This window comes from Microbacterium martis (assembly GCF_047246685.1).
Lineage (GTDB): Bacteria > Actinomycetota > Actinomycetes > Actinomycetales > Microbacteriaceae > Microbacterium.
The window spans coordinates 392,934-412,315 of record NZ_JBFOKT010000002.1; the positions used below are offsets into that span (position 1 = coordinate 392,934).

General features: G+C 70.5%; 19 protein-coding genes. 1 reads left to right on the forward strand and 18 read right to left on the reverse strand.

Going from position 1 to position 19,382, the window contains the following annotated elements:
- Positions 1–59: 59 nt before the first annotated feature.
- The 18 genes from AB3M90_RS09820 to solA (AB3M90_RS09905) all read right to left on the reverse strand — a co-directional run bounded on the left by AB3M90_RS09820 (position 60) and on the right by solA (AB3M90_RS09905) (position 18,425).
- Positions 60–902, reverse strand: coding sequence for a sugar phosphate isomerase/epimerase family protein (locus AB3M90_RS09820; protein ID WP_412951772.1), 843 nt, complete (start codon positions 900–902; stop codon positions 60–62).
- Between the two features lie 29 nt (positions 903–931).
- Positions 932–2,137, reverse strand: a complete 1,206-nt coding sequence (locus tag AB3M90_RS09825; protein WP_412951773.1) for an ABC transporter ATP-binding protein — start codon at positions 2,135–2,137, stop codon at positions 932–934.
- Positions 2,134–2,919 (reverse strand): ABC transporter permease, encoded by a 786-nt coding sequence (locus AB3M90_RS09830; protein WP_412951774.1) that lies wholly within the window; start codon positions 2,917–2,919, stop codon positions 2,134–2,136. The genes AB3M90_RS09825 and AB3M90_RS09830 overlap by 4 nt, the downstream gene beginning before the upstream one ends.
- A complete protein-coding gene (locus tag AB3M90_RS09835) occupies positions 2,916–3,836 on the reverse strand; it encodes an ABC transporter permease (RefSeq protein ID WP_412951775.1) in 921 nt (306 codons plus the stop codon). Before AB3M90_RS09835 ends, AB3M90_RS09830 begins: the two co-directional genes overlap by 4 nt.
- Before the next feature lie 5 nt (positions 3,837–3,841).
- Complete coding sequence (locus AB3M90_RS09840; RefSeq protein WP_412951776.1) at positions 3,842–4,957, reverse strand: extracellular solute-binding protein; 1,116 nt, start codon at positions 4,955–4,957, stop codon at positions 3,842–3,844.
- Between the two features lie 121 nt (positions 4,958–5,078).
- Entirely contained in the window at positions 5,079–5,927 is an 849-nt protein-coding gene (locus AB3M90_RS09845; RefSeq protein WP_412951777.1) for a PfkB family carbohydrate kinase, read from the reverse strand.
- Positions 5,928–5,930: 3 nt separating this feature from the next.
- Positions 5,931–6,962 (reverse strand): SIS domain-containing protein, encoded by a 1,032-nt coding sequence (locus AB3M90_RS09850; RefSeq protein WP_412951778.1) that lies wholly within the window; start codon positions 6,960–6,962, stop codon positions 5,931–5,933.
- Between the two features lie 140 nt (positions 6,963–7,102).
- Positions 7,103–8,188, reverse strand: coding sequence for a LacI family DNA-binding transcriptional regulator (locus tag AB3M90_RS09855; protein WP_412951779.1), 1,086 nt, complete (start codon positions 8,186–8,188; stop codon positions 7,103–7,105).
- A gap of 53 nt (positions 8,189–8,241) precedes the next feature.
- Entirely contained in the window at positions 8,242–9,474 is a 1,233-nt protein-coding gene (locus AB3M90_RS09860) for a flavin monoamine oxidase family protein (RefSeq protein ID WP_412951780.1), read from the reverse strand.
- 10 nt (positions 9,475–9,484) lie between these two features.
- The gene (gene solA / locus AB3M90_RS09865) at positions 9,485–10,648 is read right to left on the reverse strand and encodes an N-methyl-L-tryptophan oxidase (RefSeq protein ID WP_412951781.1); all 1,164 of its coding nucleotides are present in this window, start codon (positions 10,646–10,648) and stop codon (positions 9,485–9,487) included.
- Between the two features lie 82 nt (positions 10,649–10,730).
- On the reverse strand, positions 10,731–11,747 hold the full coding sequence (locus AB3M90_RS09870) for an aldo/keto reductase (RefSeq protein ID WP_412951782.1): 1,017 nt from the start codon (positions 11,745–11,747) through the stop codon (positions 10,731–10,733).
- A 20-nt stretch (positions 11,748–11,767) separates the two neighbouring features.
- A complete protein-coding gene (locus AB3M90_RS09875; protein ID WP_412951783.1) occupies positions 11,768–12,610 on the reverse strand; it encodes a class II fructose-bisphosphate aldolase in 843 nt (280 codons plus the stop codon).
- Complete coding sequence (locus tag AB3M90_RS09880; RefSeq protein WP_412951784.1) at positions 12,607–13,806, reverse strand: FGGY family carbohydrate kinase; 1,200 nt, start codon at positions 13,804–13,806, stop codon at positions 12,607–12,609. Before AB3M90_RS09880 ends, AB3M90_RS09875 begins: the two co-directional genes overlap by 4 nt.
- Positions 13,803–14,843 carry a 1-phosphofructokinase family hexose kinase gene (locus AB3M90_RS09885; RefSeq protein ID WP_412951785.1) on the reverse strand — a complete coding sequence of 347 codons (1,041 nt, stop codon included), beginning with the start codon at positions 14,841–14,843 and terminating at the stop codon, positions 13,803–13,805. Before AB3M90_RS09885 ends, AB3M90_RS09880 begins: the two co-directional genes overlap by 4 nt.
- Positions 14,843–15,574, reverse strand: coding sequence for an amino acid ABC transporter ATP-binding protein (locus AB3M90_RS09890; protein WP_412951786.1), 732 nt, complete (start codon positions 15,572–15,574; stop codon positions 14,843–14,845). Before AB3M90_RS09890 ends, AB3M90_RS09885 begins: the two co-directional genes overlap by 1 nt.
- Positions 15,571–16,329 carry an amino acid ABC transporter permease gene (locus tag AB3M90_RS09895; RefSeq protein WP_412951787.1) on the reverse strand — a complete coding sequence of 253 codons (759 nt, stop codon included), beginning with the start codon at positions 16,327–16,329 and terminating at the stop codon, positions 15,571–15,573. The genes AB3M90_RS09890 and AB3M90_RS09895 overlap by 4 nt, the downstream gene beginning before the upstream one ends.
- A gap of 60 nt (positions 16,330–16,389) precedes the next feature.
- Positions 16,390–17,271, reverse strand: coding sequence for a substrate-binding periplasmic protein (locus AB3M90_RS09900; RefSeq protein ID WP_412951788.1), 882 nt, complete (start codon positions 17,269–17,271; stop codon positions 16,390–16,392).
- Positions 17,268–18,425, reverse strand: a complete 1,158-nt coding sequence (gene solA / locus AB3M90_RS09905; protein ID WP_412951789.1) for an N-methyl-L-tryptophan oxidase — start codon at positions 18,423–18,425, stop codon at positions 17,268–17,270. Before solA (AB3M90_RS09905) ends, AB3M90_RS09900 begins: the two co-directional genes overlap by 4 nt.
- 116 nt (positions 18,426–18,541) lie before the next feature.
- Between solA (AB3M90_RS09905) and AB3M90_RS09910 the strand changes: the two genes are divergently transcribed.
- Positions 18,542–19,327: a DeoR/GlpR family DNA-binding transcription regulator gene (locus tag AB3M90_RS09910; RefSeq protein WP_412951790.1), complete on the forward strand. Its 786-nt coding sequence runs from the start codon at positions 18,542–18,544 to the stop codon at positions 19,325–19,327.
- Positions 19,328–19,382: the final 55 nt, after the last annotated feature.

A 19,382-nucleotide genomic window follows, 5' to 3' on the forward strand; every position in this document is an offset into this window, starting at 1 on the left:
CCGCGCCCGGCGTGTTCCTCCCTTGAGCGGTGGCGGCCGCCGCCCCCGCCGCGGGCCGGTCAGGCGCGGAGGGAGGCGAGCGCGTCGATCACGGCATCCTGGCACTGGCGATGGGCCCGCAGCGGGTCGCGCGCATAGGCGGCGCCGAAGATCTCGAACGTCATCATGCCGGAGAACGCGTGCTCGTCGAGAACCCGCAGGTAGTCGGCCAGCGGCAGTTCACCGTCGCCCCATGCGCGATGCCCCGAGGGCGCCCCGTCGACCAGGTGCACGTGCGTGATGCGGTCGCCGAACGCCTCGTAGTAGTCGTCGACCGTGTCGCCCGCGGTGGCCATCGCCACGGTGTCGAGCGCGATCGTCAGATTCGGGTGGGCGACGTCGCGGTCGAGGCGCGCGAGCGAGTCGAGATCGAACACGAGGTTGGACTCGCTGCGCTGCAGCGCCTCGACCACGCACCGCACCCCCTGCGTCGACGCGTACTCGGCGACCTGCTGGAGGCCATCGACCGCCCGCTTCCACGCCTCGCTCGTGTCTTCGTCCTCACGTCCGCGGCCCGGGGTGAGGAAGAGCACCTCTCCCCCGAGCTCTGCGGTGACGTCGGCCGCGCGACGGAACATCGCCAGGCTCGACTCGCGCAGCCACTCGATGTCGGAACCCAGGTTCACCGGGTACATCACCTGCTCGGGCGTGAGGCAGTAGAGGCTCTGCCCGCGCGCGGCGAGCTGCGCCCCGAGGCGGCGCACGTCGTCGTCGGTCGCGATCGGCACGTGGAAGTGCTGCGCGATGCCCCACAGCTCGATCCGCTGCCGGCCGAGCTCGACCATGTCGTCGAGGAACCGCTCGAAAGAGAAGTTCTGGTAGACGAAGTTGGTGCCGGTGATCTGGCTGGCCTCGAGGCCCATGGCGTGGTCTCCTTCTGATCGATCGGATGTCAGTCGACGGGCAGCAGCACGGCGTTCGCCGTGTCCCATTCGAGCCAGGCGGCGTCGCCGACCTCGAGCGCCTCGCTCGCGCGCGGGCCGCGCACGAGACCCGTGGTGCCGTCGGGCAGGCGCACCGTGTGCCGCCACGCCGACCCCAGGTACGTCGCCGACAGCACGGTGACGGCGACGCCGTCTCCGGTCGCCGCGGCGTCTCCGGTCGCAGCGGCGGCACGGTCGGGTGCAGCCGGGAGCAGCCGCAGATTCTCGGGCCGGACGAGGATCGCCGCCTCGTCTCCGGCGACCGCTCCGTGGGCGCGAAGGCGCGCTCCGCCCGACTCGATGTCGACCCGGTCGCCCTCGCGGGAGACGACCGTGCCGCGGAACACCGTCGACTCGCCCAGGAAGGTGCCCACGAACAGGGTCTGCGGGCGCTCGTACAGCTCCTCGCCGGTGCCGACCTGCTCGATCATGCCGTTGTTGAACACCGCGATGCGGTCGGACAGCGACAGCGCCTCCTCCTGATCATGGGTGACGTACACGAAGGTCGAGCCCACCTCCTGGTGGATGCGCTTGATCTCGGACTGCAGCCAGTCGCGCAGCTTCTTGTCGAGCGCGCCGAGCGGCTCGTCCATCAGCAGCACCTGCGGCTGGTACACGAGCGCGCGGGCGAGGGCGATGCGCTGCTGCTGACCGCCCGACAGCTCCGACGGGAGCCGATCGGCGTACTCCGTCATCCGCACCATCTCGAGGGCGTCGTGCACCATCGACGCCCTCTTCGCCTTGGCGATGCGCCGACGACGCAGCGGGAACTCGATGTTCGCCGACACGCTCATGTGCGGGAAGAGCGCGTAGCTCTGGAACACCATGCCGATGTCGCGCTTGTGCGGCGGCACGTTCGCCACCGACCGTCCGTCGATCTCGAGCCGGCCGCTCGTCGACGACGTGAAGCCCGCGATCATGTTGAGCGTGGTCGTCTTGCCCGAGCCGCTCGGACCGAGGAAGGTCATGAACTCGCCGGGGCGGATGTCGAGGTCGATCGCCTTGACGACCGCCGTCGAGCCGTACTTCTTCTCCAGCCCGAGCAGCGTGATGCCCTTGCTGACGCCGGAGACGCCGGTGACGCCCGTGACGCCCGAGACAGGAGCGGCGCCCGAGACGGGAGCGGCGCCGTCGCCGCCGTCGGCAGCGGATGCGGTGACCGAGGTGTTGCTCATGAGCGAGCCTTTCTCTTGCGTGCGGTCAGAGACTGCGCGACGCCGATGATGACGACGGAGAGCACCGTGACGAGCACGGCGACCGCCGCCACGGTCGGATCGGTGTCCTGCGTGACGCTGCGGTAGATCTTCACGGGGAGCGTCTGCAGGCCCGGAGACTGGATGAACAGGGAGACGATGACCTCGTCGAACGAGGTCACGAACGCGAAGATCGCACCGGCGACGACGCCGGGGGCGATGAGCGGGAGGGTCACGCGGAAGAAGGTGGTGACCCGGTTCGCCCCCAGGCTGGCGGCGGCGAGCTCGAGTCGCGAGTCGAGACCCTGGATGCTGGTGCCCACGTTGAGGATCACGAGCGGGAGCGCCAGGGCGGTGTGCGCGAAGACGAAGCCGGCGAAGGTGCCCAGGAGTCCGTACTGGAGGAACACCGAGTAGAGGCCGATCGCGAGCACGACGCCCGGCACCATCATCGGCGTCAGCAGGTAGTTCTCGACGAGTGAGCGGCCGCGGAACCGCAGCTTCGACAGACCGAACGCCGCGAGCGTGCCCGCCACGACCGAGATGGCGGTGACGGTGAGGCCGATCTGCAGCGAGAGCACCGTCGAGCGCACCCAGGAGCGGTCGGCGAAGAAGTTCTCGTACCACTGCAGCGAGAAGCCCTGCGAGGGGAAGTTGAACGACGCCTTCTCGCTGAACGAGATCGGCACGAGCACCAGGGTCGGCAGGATCAGCCAGGCCACCAGGATGACGGCGAAGACGGAGAGGACGATCTTGAGCTTCATCGGTTCTGCGCTCCCGGGATCGTGAAGCCGCTCTTGGTCAGCTTCGTCACGAGGAACAGCGCGAGCAGCGCTGCCGCCAGCAGGCACACGCCGAGGGCGGTGCCGCGGCCCCACTGCAGGAATCCACTGACCTGCAGCTGGATGAGCGAGGGGAACATCGGGTCCTTCGGCGATCCGAGCAGCGACGGGATGATGTAGAACCCGAGCGCCAGGATGAAGACGGTGATCGAGCCCGAGAAGATTCCGGGCTTCGACAGCGGCAGGAACACCTTGAAGAAGGCGACGACCGGCTTCGCACCGAGGCTCTGCGCTGCCGGGACCAGCCGGGGCTCGATCCGCGAGAGCGAGGAGTACAGGGGCATCACCATGAAGGGCATGAGCACCTGGGCCATGCCGATGGCGACGCCGAGCGGGGTGCGGATCAGCTGCACGTGCCCGATCCCGACCGACTCGAAGAACGCGTTGATCGGGCCGGAGTCCTGCAGGAGCACCACCCACGCGAGGGTGCGGACGAGGATGCTGGTCCACAGCGGCACCATCACCAGCATCGTCATCACGCCGCGCGTGCGGTCGGAGACGATCGTCATCAGATAGGCGTAGGGGTAGGCCAGCAGCAGGCAGATGAGCGTGACGCTCAGGGAGATGACGAGCGTCGTCACGGCCGAGCTCAGAGCGAGGGGCGAGGTGAACACCCAGGCGTAGTTCTGGAACCCGACCTCGGGGTCGGTCACGCTCACGACCATCACCACGATGATCGGGAAGATGAAGAACAGCGTGATCAGCAGGAACGCCGGCGCGGTCAGGAGGAGGTGGCGCGCCCCATCGCGCCACCCCTCCCGCGCCCGCGGCGCGCTGGAACCCGCGTGAGATCCGAGCTGGATGCGCTCGGTCTCGGTCTGGCTCGCCGTGACGTTCACGTGTGTCAGCTCCCGGCGACCCAGTCGGTCCACTCGGCGGAGAACTCGTCCCAGTTCTCGACCCAGTAGTCGATCGAGACGGTGTGTCCCGTGTCGAGGTGGTCGGAGACCAGCCAGTCCGTCAGCGGCTCGGAGACGGCGGGCTTCGCGTCGACGTTCACGGGAGCGTACGACGTCAGCTCGCTGGAGGCCGCCTGCTGGTCGGCGCCGAGCATGTAGTTGATGGCGGCGAACGACGCGTCGAGGTTCGCCGAGCCCTTCGGGATGGCGATGCCGTCGACCGCGACGACCCAGTCGCCCCACATCGGCACGATCGGCGCGCCGGCGTTGGCGGCGCCGTAGCCCCGGCCGCTCCAGACGAGGGCCATGTCGACCTCGCCGCTCTCGAGCTGCTGCTGCGACTGCGCCCCCGTGGTCCACGGCACCAGGTCGGAGCCGAGCGAACTGTACGCCTCGAGCCCGGCGGTGAAGTCCTCCGGGGTGAGGGCGTCGAAGTCGGCGCCGTTCGCGACCATCGCGAATTCGACCGCGGGCGACTCCATCCACGGCGTCACGGGAACGCCGCGCTTGCCGGGGAACTTCTCGGTGTCGAAGAAGTCGGCAGCGGTCTGCGGGGCGTTGTCGCCGTAGACGTCGGCGTTGTAGGCGACGACGTAGCCGTAGAAGATGTTCGGCACCATGCAGTCGCCGGCGAGGGTGCCGTCCGGCACCTTCGACAGGTCGACCTTCTCGGTGTCGATCTCCTCGTAGAGCTCGCCGCAGTAGCGCTCGACCTCGATCGAGGAGGAGACGACCATGTTCCAGTCGACGTTGCCCGAGTCGACCATGGCGCGCAGCTTGGTCAGCTCGAACGCGTCCTGTTCGACGATGGCGCCCGACTCCTCGGAGAACGGCTGCCAGATGGCCTCGTCCTGACCCTCTTGCGTGATGCCGCCGTTGCCGGCGTAGACGAGCGTGATGCCGTCGAGCGCCCCCGCCTCGATCTCTCCGGCGACCGCCGGAGCGAGGTCGAGCTCCTGGTCCCCCGCGGCGTCGCCGCCCGCCGAGCATCCGGCGACGGCCACGGCGGTGACCAGCGTCAGGGCGGTGGCCGCGAGTGCCTTGTTCATTCGTGATCTCATCGTCTTTCCTCACTGCTCGTCGCGCGGCCGGCGGGTTCCGGCTTCGCGGGTTCATGGTCGGCGCCTCTCTGCGCCAGTCAAACAAAGCTAAACAAAGCTATGCACAGGTAAACATGCGTTCTCACTGCATGTCAACCACCGCCTCCTCCATGGTCGTCTCGAAGTCGGCGAGGGAGCGCTGATGACCGAAGGAGCCGCGATATCCGCAGGTCGCGGCCGCGAACGCGCTCGCCGCTGCGAGGGCGTCCTCGAGGCTCCGCCCTCGTGCGAGCTCGGTCATCAGGCAGGTCTGGAACGCATCGCCGGCCCCGATCGTGTCGATCACGGTCGCGGCCTGCGCCGGCTGCTCGAGGACTCGGCCGTCCGACAGCGCGACGGCGCCCGCCGCCCCGCGCGTGACCAGAGCCTGTCGGGCGCCGAGGGCGACGGCCGCGTGCAGCAGCTCCACGCTCTCATCGATCGTCAGCTCGTCCCGCGAGAAGGTGGCGACCGCGACCGAGGGCAGCAGCGGCGCCGCGTAATCGAGATCGCGCTTCGAGAAGTCGAAGGAGATCGGCGCCGCGCGCGCCATCCGGTCGAGCTCGTGCTCGACGTAGCTGCTGTGCCCGGTGTGTATCCAGTCGACGCCGTCGAGGAACGCGAGGTCGTCGTCGCTCAGCCGCAGCGTCATCTCGGGCGGCGTGTGGGCGGTGAATCGACGATTGCCGTCGGGATCGACCACCACGTCCGTGCTCGGATTGGGTGCGTCCTGCCTCTTCACGCGGCCGGCGTCCACCCCCTCCGACGCGAGGCACTCCTCGATGAAGGCCGCGCTCGCGTCGGAGCCGACGATGCCGATGTAGGCGGCCGACACCCCCAGGCGACTCGCGAACACGGCCGCATTCGTCGCGCTGCCGCCGGGGAACGCGAGCCCTTCCTGGGGATAGCGATCGAGGACGTTGTCGCCGATCGCGCACATCGAGAGCGTCATCGGTCAGTACGCGACCCGGTGCATGTAGCGGCGCTCGTCGAGGTCGTGGCCGGTGACCTGTTCGAAGTGGTCGGCGAGGCGCATCGTGATCGACGCCATCGGAATGTGCTGGATGAGCGCACGGCTCGTGTCGGCGATGCCGGGCAGCTCGAAGTCGGCGACGTCGAGCACGCGGTAGTTCGCGTCGTACGTGTCGAGGAACGCGATCGCGCGGTCGGCGTGAGATCGCGTCGCGTCCTGCCCCGAGAAGAGGATGTACGGCTGGCTGTTCTGGGCCAGCTCGAACGGACCGTGGAAGAAGTCGCCGGTGGTGAAGTGGGTCGACTTCTTCCACTGCATCTCGACGAGGTAGCACACCGACAGCAGGTACGCGAGGCCGGTCAGGTTGCCCGATGCGAGGACGAACACGTTGTCGGCGAAGCCGTAGGCCGACGCGATCTCGGCGAGGTGCTCCTCGTAGGCCTCGGTGGCCGTGAGGGTCGCGGCAGGGACCGCATCGAGGGCGGCGCGCCCGGCTTCGACGTCGTCCGAGACGCCGGCGGCGTCGAGGAGCGAGTAGGCGAGCTCGGTCAGGAGCACGTACTTCGCGCTCGTGATGCTGCGGTCGCTGCCGTACGTGAGCGAGTGATCGGCCGCCGCGGCGAGGTCGTTGTCGGCGCCGATGGCGAGCGAGACGACCAGTGCGCCGCGCTCCTTCGCCGACTGGGCGGCGAGCACGGTCTCCGGCGTTCCCCCGGAGTGCGACGCGGCGACGACGAGGTCGTTCGGGCCGACGCCGTCGATGTGCAGGGCGTTGAACTCGGCAGCGTTGAGGTTGAAGGTCGGGATCGGCAGGCGCGAGAGCTGCAGCTGCAGCGCGACCGGAACCGACGAGGCCCACGACCCGCCCATGCCCACGAACAGGATGCGGGTGATGTCGCGACCCTGCACGTCGGCGGCGATCCGCTGGGTCAGCCCGCGCTGGGAGACCGCGCCTTCGAGCGTCGGGACGAGGTCGGACTCGATCGGGCGGAGCGGGCGGAGGACCTTGGTCATTGCGAGCCTTTCAGGTGATGCATTTTGCGATAACGTTCTCACTTTTCATGAAAGCATACAGAGCTTCGCAGCGCAGTCAAGAACGAGTCAGGTCACGGCTCGATAACCATCGCCGACCTGCGGCCGTGCGGGCGCCCCGCTCAGGAGCGCGGGCCGACCGAGCCGCGCTCGATGAACGTGGCGGGCTCGGTGATGATGCGCGCCGGATCGCTCATCCCGTCGATGCGCTCGAGCAGCATGCGGGCGGCCTCCTGGCCCATCACGTAGGAGGGTTGGTCGATCACCGAGATGCCCGGCTCGGCGAACTCGGTCCATTCCTGGTTGTCGAAGCCGATGAACGACAGATCCTGCGGAACGCGCAGTCCCGATGCCCGCACGGCTCGGAAGGCGCCCAGCGACATCGAGTTGTCCGTCGTGATGATCGCCGTCGGGGTGACGGGCTGGCGCAGCACCGCGGCGGTCGCCTCCTGCGCGGCGTCGACCGAGTAGGCGCCGCTGCGCACGATGAGCGAAGCGTCCAGCGGGATGCCGCGCCGGCGGTGCGCGCGCACGTAGCCGTGGAGACGGGTGATGCTCGGCGAGAAGTCGAAGGCGTCGACCCCGTCGCCGCCGTCGCGCACAGTCGCGAAGAACCGCTCCACCTCGGCCGGCGGTGCGAACTCGCCCACGATGGCGATGCGCTCATGGCCGAGGTCGAAGAGCCGGGTGACGGCAGCCTCGATCGCCGTCGGCCCGTCGATGACCACAGCATCCGTCGTCAGTCGGGCGCTCGCGCGATCGACCAGCACGAGGGGCCGACCGCCGTCGCTCCACGAGCGCAGATGGTCGACGCGGTTCGGGTCGCTCGGCGACACGATGATCCCGTCGACGCGGCTGCTCTGAAGGATGCCGAGGGACTCGACCTCGGTCCCCCAGTCCTCGTCGCTGTTGGTGATGAGCACGGTGTAGCCGCGCCCGCGGGCGACGTCGGTGATCCCGCGGACCACGCCGGCGAAGAACGGGATGTGCACGTCGCCGCAGATGACGCCGATCGACCGCGTGCGTCCGGTGATCATGCTGCGAGCGAGCTCGTTGGGGCGGTAGTTCAGCTCTTCGGCGACGCGCTTGACCGCCTCGCGCGTCGACTCCTTCACGCGCCCGTAGTTGCCGAGCGCCCGCGCCGCCGTCGCCGTCGAGACGCCCGCTGCACGAGCGACCTCCACGAGGGTGGGGGCTTGGCGGGGCACGTTCCGTAGGCTACCAAACCGCGAGCGGGCGTCATCCTCGCGGTCTGCCGCCGCTACGATCGCTCCCCCGCCCCGTGCGCGCGCAGCAGCCGGTCGGCGGCGGCGACGCCCGAGGATGCCGCGCCGTCGAGGCTCGCGGCCATCGAGATGTACTCCCCGGCGAAGGCGATCCGGCCGCCCACCAGCTCGTCGAACGCGGCGACGTCGCGCGGGTCCCACCCCGGCAGAGGATGGCTGTAGGCGCCGCGCGCCCACGGGTCGTCGCGCCACGGCGTGACCAGGACCTCGCCCGCGGCATCCACCCTCCCGCCGCGCAGCGCGCGGACGTCGTCGAGCCACACGCGTCCGCCGTCGGGCACGGCGTAGCGCGCCGCCGACGCGCCGCCGGTGAAACCCGTCAGCGCGGGCACGCGGGCGGCACCCGACGTGTCCTGCGACTGCCAGCTCCACGAGAACTCCTCGCCCGACTGCACGGCGACATCGTCGACGTCGCTCGTCAGCGCGACGGAGCACTTCGTCGCATCGCCCGTCGCCCGCGCCGCCAGAGCCGCGGTGATCGCGGGGGGAAGCGCCACGTCGAGGCCGAGGCTCTCGATGAGCGGCAGCGGCACCGCGATGACGAGCTCGTCGGCCTCCCACCGCTCTCCCGTCGCCGTGATCGCCGTCACCGCCGACGACGACACGTCGACACCGACGACAGCCGACGACAGCCGCACGGCTTCGCCGAGGGAGGCCGCCATCGCCAGAGCGAGCGACTGGTTGCCGCCGCGCAGGCGCCCGCCGTCGTCGATGAGGTCGTGCGGATCGCCGTGCAGCAGCGCGTGCGCACCGACCTCGGCCGGACTCGCCGCGACCGACGTCGCGAAGCGTCGGAAATACGGGTTCTGCTCGAACCCGGGGCCGAGGGCCGACGCGAACGCGTCGTGCGCCGACGCCGTGGGATTCGCCGCGAGCAGGGTGCGCGCCGCGTCGTGCACGCGTTCCTCGGCCGCGAGCAGGGCATCCCAGCCGATGCGGTGGCCGTCGAGCGTCCGCCGCTCGTAGGTCACCGCGTGCGAGACGATCGGGATGCGGTACTCCGCGGCCAGCGCCCGCACCGCGTGCTCGACGGGGAAGATGTACTCCGCCCCGCGTTCGACGGTGACCCCGTTGTCGAGGGTCTGCGACCATGCCCGCCCGCCGACGCGGTCTCGTGCTTCGAGCACCGTGACGGCGCGGCCGGCCGCGGCGAGGCGCGTGGCGGCCGCGAGGCCCGCGTAGCCCGCACCGACGACGATCGTTCTCACGACGGCATCCTCATCCGATCCGCGGAGTTCCGACCGGCTCCGCATCGGTGAAGCGGGTGAGGTCGAACGCCGAGATGTCGGCGAACGGCTCCTCGCCCAGGGCGAGCTGCGCGGCGAGCTCGCCGGATGCCGGTGCGTACTTGAAGCCGTGGCCCGAGCACGCCGACATGACGACCACGTTCTCCCACCCCGCGGGCGAGCCGATCGCGAAGGTCTCGTCGGGCGCCCAGGTGACCATGCACGGCACGGCCGTCGACGGCGTGGGGACGAGGGCGGGGAATCCCGCACGCACGAAGTCGGCGATCGCGGCGACCTCGTCGGGCGCGACCGGGCGGTCGTTGGCCGTCGCGTCGATCACCGGGGTGCCGTAGCGCCCGTGCAGACCGATCTTCACGCCGCGCTCGCTCACCTGCGGGAAGCCCCAGCCGATCCGCCCGTCGGCGAGCTCGCGCATGAACACCGGGAAGTGCTCGGCGTCGAGCGGCGCGCGCTCGTCGTTCGGGGAGAACCAGGTGGCGTTGATGCGCACGGGCGCGACGGGGGCGGCATCCGGCATCTCCTGCGGGATCCAGGCGCCGGCGCTGAGGACGACCCGGCGGAAGCGACGCTCCTGCCCGTCGACAACGACGACGACCCCCGCGTCGCCTTCGTCGCGGACGAGGGTTGCGACCGTGTCGAAGTGCGTCTCGGCGCCGAGCGCCTTTGCGCGCAGCAGAGCGGCACGGATGCCGTCTTCCGACCGCAGGTACCCGGCGTGCGGGTCGACGAGCGCGACATCACCGTCGTCGACCGCATGCACCGGGTAGCGGCGACGGATCTCGGCGGCGTCGATCTCCTCGTAGGGCATCTCCTGGGCGTCGGCGAGCCGACGGGCGCGGGTGACGTACGGACCGTCCTTCGGGCCGATGACCAGGCCGCCGCTCTCGACGGCGAGCTGTCGGCCGCTCTCCTCCTCGAGCCTCTTCCACAGCTCGTCGGCGCGCCGGGCGAGCGGCTTGTACGGCGCCGGCTGGTCGCCGATGATCTTGTTCATCCGCGTCTCGCCATGCGATGAGCCGCGGCTGTGAGCGGCTCCGAACCGTTCGAATCCGACGACGCGAACGCCGCGCGACGCAAGACGCCAGAGGGCCATGCTGCCGACCGCGCCCAGGCCGATGACGGCCACTTCTTCCATGTGCTGTTCGTCCTTCGTTCGAGGCCTTCAGCCTAAAGCAAGCAATATGCAGAAGACCAAAGGCAAACCAAAACGGATGCAGTCAGCGCGACGCGACCGGCCCCGAGCCCGCGCCCGATTCGTCGATGGCCCGAGCGACCAGCGCGACGTCGTCGGAGGTCAGCTGGATCGAGCCCGCGCCGACCCAGCCCTCGATCTGCTCGGGGGTGCGCGCTCCGACGATGGCGCCGCTCACACCGCGGAAGCCGAGCGCCCACGCGATGGCCGCCGCACCGGTCGAGATGCCGTGACGCTCGGCCACCTGCGCCAGGGCCGCGGTCACCTGCAGGTTGCGCCGGAGCCGGTCGCCCGAGAACTCGGGGTGACGCGAGCGCCAGTCGTCGGCGGGCAGCTGCTGCACGCGCTCCTCGGTGATCCGCCCGGTCAGCAGGCCCGACTGCATGGGGCTGTAGATGATCGCGCCGGTGCCGTGGTCGGCGCACCAGGGCAGCACGTCGGCCGCGGCATCCCGATAGATCGCCGAGAACGGAGGCTGCAGGGTGTCGACGTGACCGATGGCCTCGGCGCGCTCCAGCTGCTCGACCGAGTGGTTGGACAGCCCGATGGCGCGCAGCGTCCCCTGGGCGCGCAGGTCGACGAGCGCGCCCCAGTAGTCCTCGACCTCGGCGCCGTCCTCGGCCGGCCAGTGCATCTGGTACAGGTCGATCTGCTCCACCTGGAGACGGCGCAGCGAGTCCTCGACCTCGCGACGGAGCGACGCCGGGTCGCCGACCTTCCGCTCGCCGGTCTCGAGGGCGTCGTCGTCGGACCAGACCAGACCGCCCTTGGTGAAGACCCACGGCCGCTCGGCCTCGGGGATGTCGCGCAGCGCGCGGCCGACGACGATCTCCGAGTGGCCGCGTCCGTAGACCGCCGCCGTGTCGATCCAGTTGATGCCGCGCGACACCGCGGCGCGGATGGTGCGGATCGAGTCGTCGTCGTCCTGCGCGCCCCAGCCGTACGACCAGGCAGGGCCGCCGATGGCGAACGCGCCGAGGCCGACGCGGGTGATCTCCATTCCGGTCGTGCCGAGGGGAACGGTGGGAAGTGACGAGGTCATGGGTTTCCTTTCGAGGTCGTTCACGCCGGCGAACCGGCCGTCAGCAGACCGAGCACGAGCTCGACCTGCCGGGCGACGGCCGCGCGGCCGGCGCCGATGTACACGCGCGGATCGACGACCCGCGGCTGCTCCTGGATCACGTCGGCGACGGCCCGCGTGAAGGCCACGTTCAGCTGGGTGCCGACGTTGACCTTGCGGATGCCGCGCCGCGTCGCCGCGGCGAGGTCGGCGTCGCGCACGCCCGACGAGCCGTGCAGGACCAGCGGCACCTGCACCGCCGCCGCGATGGCGTCGAGCAGATCGAGGTCGAGCGTCGCCGTCTTCTCGCTCATGGCGTGCGACGAGCCGATGGCGATGGCCAGTCCGTGGATGCCGGTGGCCTCGACGAACGCCGACGCCTCGGCCGGCACGGTGCGGGCGCCGGTCTGGTGAGCGCCCTTGCCGCCCACCTCGCCCAGCTCCGACTCGACCCAGAGCCGGTCGACCGCCGCCCGCGCGACCGTGCGCGCGGTCACCTCGACGTTCTCCTCGTACGGCAGAGCCGCCGCGTCGATCATGAACGACGAGAACCCGAGATCGGCCGTGCGGGCGCACAGGTCGACGCGGGTGAGGTGGTCGAGGTGCAGGGCGACCGGAACGGCGGCTCCCTCGGCGATCGCGCGCATGCCGGCGGCGATCGCCCGCGGGCCGCCGTGATAGTCGATCGTGTTCTCGCTGAGCTGCAGGATCACCGGCGCGCCGGAGCGCTCGGCCCCCTCGACGATGCCCTGGGCGTGTTCGAGCTGCACGACGTTGAAGGCGGCGATGGCCCGATCGTCGGCATCCGCCCGGGCGATCATCGCACGCGTGGTCTGCAGGGTCATCGGGCGTCCTCCTCGGGTGCGGCGGCGAGCAGGGCGGCGCCCATGCCGGCGAGCTCGGGCTCGCGCACGAACTCCGCATGGCCGGCGAGCGCCTCGGCGCGCACCGCGCGCCAGTGCGGCGAGTCGGCCGGGACCCCGCCGATCACGATGCGTCGTGCATCCCGTCCCGACGTCGACGTCAGCGCGCGGATCAGCTGCGCCGAGTCGCGCGCCTGCCGACGCAGCTCGGCGTCGAAGGCCGCGGCCGCGGCAGACGGCGCACGGTCGGAATCGGCGATCTCGGCGTACAGGTCGTCGATCGAGGGCGAACCGTGGGCCTGCAGCAGGGCGGCGATGTCGCGGCCGGACGGCTGCGAGCGGTGCAGGTAGCCCAGGCCGCCGCGCACGAAGAAGCCGTGCTCTCCGGGATCGGGGATCTCGGCCAACCGGCCGCGGTCGATGAGCTGCACGACCGACTCCGACGTCCCGACCGAGACGAACACGTCGCCGGGCCGATCGATGCCGGCGGCGAGCGCGCCGCAGAAGTGGTCGTGTCCCCCGGCGTGCACCCGCACGTCGGCGGGCAGGCCCCAGGCGCGGGCGACGGCGGGCGAGACGGTGCCGATCCGCGCACCCGATTCGACCAGGCGCGGGAGCGCTGTGACCAGGTCGGCGCCGCACGCCGCGACGGCTGCGGCATCCCACTCGCCGCCCACCGAGAGCAGCCCGGTTCGCGACGCGTGCGAGAGGTCGAGGAAGGCGTCGGATGCCGGAAGGCCGGCGATGCGCATCGTGACCCAGCTGCCCAGGTCGGTGAACGATGCCGCCGAGGTGAGCGCCGCGGGCTCGTCGGCCCGCAGGTCGTCGAACAGCTGCCAGCTCAGGATGGCGGTGTGCGCAGCGCCGGAGGCTCGACGGGGAGCGAGGGTGTACCAGCACGGGGTCGGGCCGCCCGACGAGCCGTCCGGCCGCAGCAGGACGACCTCCTCGCCGACCGAGGCCACGGCGACACCGCTCACCTGCGCGCGCAGCGCCGGCGGGAGCTCGGCGACCAGATCGGAGAGCGTGCGCCACACGGCGTCGTGATCGCGCCGGTCGGGCTCTCCTCGCAGAACGGGCGTCGGGGCGGAGGCGCGGGCGACGATGCCGTCGCGCGCGTCGCGGATGATGGCCTTCGTGCGCGTCGAGCCGATGTCGAGACCGAGGAGCATGCTCATGCGCCGGGCGCCCCGGCGACGGAGAGGGCGCGCTGGTCGACCGGCGTGAAGCGCACCTGGGCGGCCAGCGGTCCGAGCTCGGCGCCGGGCACCAGACCGGGCTCGAGGTGCGCGGCGTTGAAGGCCCCCGCGGCGGCGGCCGCGCACAGCGCGTCGGCGAACGAGGCGCCGAGCTTCACCTGCGCGATGAAGGCGGCGAGGAACGTGTCACCCGAACCGGTCGCGTTGACCGTCGGGACGACGGGCACCGAGACGCTCCATACGCCGTCGGCCGTCGCGACCCAGAAGCTCTGCGCGCCCATCGTGACGATGACGATGCCCGTGCCGCCGTCGACGAGCTGCCGCATCCGGTCGCGGATCGCCTCGTCGTCCGAACGGGAGTCGTCGGGCGTGGCGTCGCGGTCGAGCACGCCCTCGAACTCGCTGCGGTTGCACTTCACCAGCCACGGATGCGACGACAGGGTGCTGCGCAGCACCTTGCCGCTCGCGTCGACGGCCGAGAACGCCCCGCGACCGTTGGCGAGCGAGACGATGCGGGCGTAGGTGTCGGAGCCGAGGTCGGGCGGCAGGCTGCCGGTGCAGACCGTGATGCGGTCGGCAGCGACGGCGTCGTCGATCGCGGCCCAGAACCGCTCCTGCTCCTGTGCCGCCAGCGCCGGGCCGGGCTCGTTGAACACGGTGCTGCGACCGGTCTTGGCCTCGACGATCACGGGGGTGATGCGCGTGTCGGCCGCGATCGAGGTGTGGCGGTCGCCCATGCCGAGCGTCGCGCACTCCTCGCGTGCGAGCTGACCGGCCGCCCCGCCGAGGAAGCCGAAGATCTCCACCTCGGGACCGAGGGCGCGGATGCTGCGCGCGACGATGAACGACTTGCCCCCGGCGCGTGCGGCGACCGTGCGCACCCGGTGCACGCCGCCGGGTTCGAGAGTGCCGATCACCTGGAGACGGTCCATCGCCGGATTCGGCCCGACCACCATCAGCGGCTGAGGCGACGGAGCCGGCCACCAGGCGGGATTCGGCGGAGCGGTGCGGGGCATCACAGCACCTCGGAGAGGAAGCGCTGCAGTCGCTCCGATCGCGGGTTGCCGAAGAGCTCGTCGGGGGCGTTCTCCTCGACGACGACACCGCCGTCCATGAAGACGACGCGGTCGGCCACCTGACGGGCGAAGCCCATCTCGTGCGTGACCACGACCATCGTCATGCCGTCGGCGGCCAGCGACGACATGATGTTCAGCACGCCCTTGACCAGCTCGGGGTCGAGCGCCGAGGTCACCTCGTCGAAGAGCATCAACTCGGGTTCCATCGCGAGAGCACGGGCGATCGCCACGCGCTGCTGCTGCCCGCCCGAGAGGCTGATCGGGCGGCTCTTCGCCTTCATCGACAGCCCCACGTCGGCCAGTCTCTCCTCGGCGATCCTGGTCGCCTCGGCCGCCGACAGCCCGCGCACCTTGCGGAGCGACACCGTGATGTTCTCGAGCACCGTCATGTGCGGGAACAGGTTGAAGCTCTGGAACACCATGCCCACGCGCGCCCGCACGGCGTTGATGTCGACCTTCGGGTCGGTGATCACCGCGTCGCCGACCGTGATCGTCCCCTCCGACGGCACCTCCAGCAGGTTGATGCTGCGCAGGAGCGTGGACTTGCCCGAGCCCGAGGGCCCGATGATGCAGACGACCTCGCCCTGGCCGATCGTCAGATCGATGCCCTTGAGCACGGTGTGCGAGCCGAACGACTTGACCAGGCCGTCGATGCGGACGAGAGGGTTCATGCGGTGACCGCCTTCGTGGGGACGTCTCCGGGCACTGCGGGCTCCTCGGCGACCACCGGGATCTTACCCGTGCGGAGTCGGCGATCCAGCCAGTTGACGTAGTGCGTGAGCGGGATGGTGATGATGAGGTAGACGATGCCGGCGGCCACCAGGGGCGAGAGGTTGCCGACCCGCTGGGACATGTCCTGCCCGATGCGGTAGAGCTCGCGCTCGCCGAGCGCGAGTCCGAGCACGTAGACGAGGCTGGTGTCCTTGATGATGCTGATGAACTGGTTCGTCAGCGCGGGGAACACGTTGCGCACGCCCTGGGGCACGACGATCATGCGCATGGCGAGGCCGTAGGGCATGCCCATCGCGCGGGCCGCCTCGAGCTGGCCGTGATGGATGCTCTGGATGCCGGAGCGGAAGATCTCGGCCATGTACGCCGAGGCGATGAGTCCCAGCGCCGCGATCCCGTACGGGTAGGCGCTGGTGCCGAGGAATGTGAACCCCATGTACGGCAGCCCCTGGCCGATGAGGAAGATCGTGAGGATCGTCGGCAGCCCGCGCAGCAGGTCGATGTACGCCTGCGCCGGCCACCGCAGCCACCGATGCCGGGAGATGAGCGCCATCGCGACCAGCATCCCGATCACCAGGGAGATCGCGGTGGCGGCGAGCGCGAGGATCAGGGTGTTGAGGAGACCGACCCCGATGAGGTCGGGCAGCACCGCGAGCATGTACTCGAGGTTGAAGAACATGGTGAAGAAATCGGTCATGATTCATCCCGTCTCGGCGAGGGAGGGTACGCGCACCGGCGCGTCCCCTCCCTCGAGGACTCAGTTCGGATAGGTGTCTTCGGGATGCTCGGCGTAGTAGCCGGTGAGGAAGTCGAGCTGGCGCTCGACGGGCTCGGTGGTCACCCAGGTGGTGAAGATCTCCTCGTACGTCCCGTCGTCGAGGATCTCCCGCAGCGCGCCGTTGATGGCCGCGCGCAGTTCGTCGGCCTCCTGGCGCAGCACGATCGCCGCGCCGATGTTGTCGTCGTTGACCGCCGAGAAGGCGATCTTCACGTCGTACTGGTTCACGTACTTGTCGGCCGCCTGACCGTCGAAGAAGGCGGCGTCGATGCTGCCCGCCTGCAGCGCGTTGAACATGGGCGCCTCGGCCGGGAAGTAGATGAGCTCCGACTCGGTGAAGTACTGCTCGGCGTACTCGGCGTTGCGGCTCGCCGACTTCACGCCGATCTTCATGCCGGCGAGGTCGTCGGCCTCCTCGATGTCGGAGTCGCCCGGAACCGTGATCGACATGACTCCCGTGTAGGTCGGCAGCGAGAAGGTCACCGTCTGGCGACGCTCCTCGGTGTCGGCGATGGACGATGCCGCGGCATCCGCCTGTCCGATCGCGACCGTCGGGAGGATCGTGTCGAACTCCTGCGTGCGGATCTCGAGGTCGACGCCGATGCGGTCGGCGACCTCGGTGAGCAGCGCGACGTCGAATCCTTCGAACTCGTCGTCGTCGCCGACCGAGGCGAACGGAGCCGCATCGCTGTTGACGAGCAGCTGGATGACGCCCGGCCGCACGGTCTCGTACTCGGCGGATGCCGCATCGGTCTCGGTGCCGCCGCCCTCGGGGCTCGCGGAGCTCTGGCCGGCGCAGCCGGCGACGAGCGACACGGTGAACAGCACGGCCATCGTGCTGAACAGCTTCTTACCTCTCATTGAACTGCCTCTCTCTGGTGGGTGTAACGGGTGGGATCGAAGGGCGCGGGGTCGATGAGCGGCTGCTCGTCGAGGGCGATCTGGACGCCCAGCTCGCCGACGGCGGCGGAGTGCTTGAAGCCGTGACCCGAGCAGGCGGCCAGGGTGACGACCCGGGATGCGTCGTCGAGACGCCCGATGGCGAAGCGCTCGTCGGGCGTGAGGGTGATCATGCAGCCGCGCGGATGCTGCGCGACGGGCTCGAGGTCGGCGAACTGCGCGGCGCAGAAGGCCTCGACCCGCTCGAGCTCCCACGGCGCGACGCGGGGATCGTTCGCCGCCGGGTCGTCGATCTCGTACCCGGCCTGGTCGTGCAGCCCGATCTTCACCCCGTACTCGTCGATGATCGGCGCACCCCAGCCGGTGACGTCGCCGCTCTCGCGGGTGAAGACGGGGAAGGCCTCGGGGGTGAAACGGTCGGCGGTGCCCGGACGCGGGCGGAACCAGCTGAGCACGGCGCGACGGACGGTCAGCGGGATCGGGTAGCCGGGCAGCAGCTGCGCGGTCCAGGCGCCGGCCGCGACGACGACCTGTGCGGCGGACACGGTGGATCCGTCGCTCAGCTGCACGTCGACCCCGCCGGCGCGCTCGACGATGCGGGTCGCGCTCACGCCGGCGCGGACCTCCGCGCCGTCGGCCCGAGCGGCGTCCACGCTCAGCCGGATGGCGAGTTCGGGCCGCACCACGCCGGTGCCCGGGTCGAAGACGCCGACGTCGCCGTCGCCGATGCGGTGCTGCGGGAAGCGCCGACGCAGAGCCGCGGCGTCGAGCACCTCGTAGGGCAGGGCGCGGGCGTCCATCGCCCGGCGGACGTCGGTGAGGAGCGGGGAATCTGCGGCCGCGATGCTGAGCCCGCCGACGACGGTGACGATCTCTTCGTCGGTCTGCTGCTCGAGCTCGCTCCAGAGCTCGCGGGAGCGGGCGGCGAGGTCGACGTATTCGGCGCCCTCCGACGTTCCGCTGCGGAACAGGCGGGAGCGGCCGTGCGAGGAGCCGCGGTCGTGCGCGATGTCGAACTGCTCGATGCCGAGACAGTCGACGCCGCGTCGCGCGGCGGCCCGCAGCGCGGCCGAGCCCGCGGCACCGAGCCCGATCACGATGACGTCTTTGTTCACCTGTAGTTCCTTCCGAATTGAAGTAGAACAAAGCAAAGCACAAGCAAACAAAGACTGTCAACACCTTCGTTGGGCTGCGCGGTGCCCTATCGTGGAGAGTCGGCACGGAGCAAGGGATGCGCATGGACGTCGAGGACAAGCTGTACGCGGAGGAGCGCCGGCATCTGATCGTGCGGCTCGTCCGCGAGGCCGGGCGGGTGGAGGTCGCGCGGCTGGCCGAGCGCTTCGGCGTCACCCCCGAGACGGTGCGGCAGGATCTCAACGCGCTGCAGCGATCAGGCCTGCTCAAGCGCATGCACGGCGGGGCGGTGCCGGTCGAGCGCTCGCTCTACGAGGCGCGGATCTCGGAACGACGCGAGTTCTCCGCCGAGAAGGAGAGCATCGCCGAGGCGGCTCTGCCGCTGCTGCCGGTCACCGGGTCGGTCTTCCTCGAGTCGGGAACGACCGCGACCTTCCTCGCCGAGCGCATCCCCCCCTCGCGCGACCTGACGGTGTTCACGAACTCGCTGCCGATCGCGCTGCTGCTCGCCCCGCGCACCGACCTCACCGTCATCACGCTCGGCGGGCGGGTGCGGGCCGTCACGCTCGGCGAGGTCGACAGCTTCGCGATCCGCAGCCTGCGCGACATCCACGTCGACGTGGCGTTCCTCGGCACGAACGGCTTCTCGGTGGCGCACGGCCTCACCACCCCCGACCAGTCCGAGGCCGAGTTCAAGCGCGAGACGCTGCGCGTCGGTGAGACGACCGTGCTCCTCGCCGACCGCACGAAGCTCGGACAGGCCAGCGTCTGGCGCTACGGCGAGCTCGACGCGATCGACGTGCTCGTCACGAGCCCCCACGCCGACGAGCAGCTGCTCGCCGCGGCCCGCGACCACGTCGGCCGCGTCGTCCTCGCCCAGTAGGCGTCCGCCCCGCCGCGTCCCGCCCCGCCGCGTCCCGCCCCCCCCCCCCCCCGCG

Bases quoted from the DNA above. Each gene is read 5' to 3' on its own strand.
- AB3M90_RS09875 (WP_412951783.1), bottom strand. From the start codon at position 12,610: ATGACCCTGCAGACCACGCGTGCGATGATCGCCCGGGCGGATGCCGAC.
- AB3M90_RS09840 (WP_412951776.1), bottom strand. From the start codon at position 4,957: ATGAGATCACGAATGAACAAGGCACTCGCGGCCACCGCCCTGACGCTG.
- AB3M90_RS09890 (WP_412951786.1), bottom strand. From the start codon at position 15,574: ATGAACCCTCTCGTCCGCATCGACGGCCTGGTCAAGTCGTTCGGCTCG.
- AB3M90_RS09900 (WP_412951788.1), bottom strand. From the start codon at position 17,271: ATGAGAGGTAAGAAGCTGTTCAGCACGATGGCCGTGCTGTTCACCGTG.
- AB3M90_RS09880 (WP_412951784.1), bottom strand. From the start codon at position 13,806: ATGAGCATGCTCCTCGGTCTCGACATCGGCTCGACGCGCACGAAGGCC.
- AB3M90_RS09895 (WP_412951787.1), bottom strand. From the start codon at position 16,329: ATGACCGATTTCTTCACCATGTTCTTCAACCTCGAGTACATGCTCGCG.
- AB3M90_RS09845 (WP_412951777.1), bottom strand. From the start codon at position 5,927: ATGACGCTCTCGATGTGCGCGATCGGCGACAACGTCCTCGATCGCTAT.
- solA (WP_412951781.1), bottom strand. From the start codon at position 10,648: ATGGAAGAAGTGGCCGTCATCGGCCTGGGCGCGGTCGGCAGCATGGCC.
- AB3M90_RS09830 (WP_412951774.1), bottom strand. From the start codon at position 2,919: ATGAAGCTCAAGATCGTCCTCTCCGTCTTCGCCGTCATCCTGGTGGCC.
- AB3M90_RS09870 (WP_412951782.1), bottom strand. From the start codon at position 11,747: ATGACCTCGTCACTTCCCACCGTTCCCCTCGGCACGACCGGAATGGAG.
- AB3M90_RS09885 (WP_412951785.1), bottom strand. From the start codon at position 14,843: ATGCCCCGCACCGCTCCGCCGAATCCCGCCTGGTGGCCGGCTCCGTCG.
- AB3M90_RS09910 (WP_412951790.1), top strand. From the start codon at position 18,542: ATGCGCATGGACGTCGAGGACAAGCTGTACGCGGAGGAGCGCCGGCAT.
- AB3M90_RS09820 (WP_412951772.1), bottom strand. From the start codon at position 902: ATGGGCCTCGAGGCCAGCCAGATCACCGGCACCAACTTCGTCTACCAG.
- AB3M90_RS09850 (WP_412951778.1), bottom strand. From the start codon at position 6,962: ATGACCAAGGTCCTCCGCCCGCTCCGCCCGATCGAGTCCGACCTCGTC.
- AB3M90_RS09825 (WP_412951773.1), bottom strand. From the start codon at position 2,137: ATGAGCAACACCTCGGTCACCGCATCCGCTGCCGACGGCGGCGACGGC.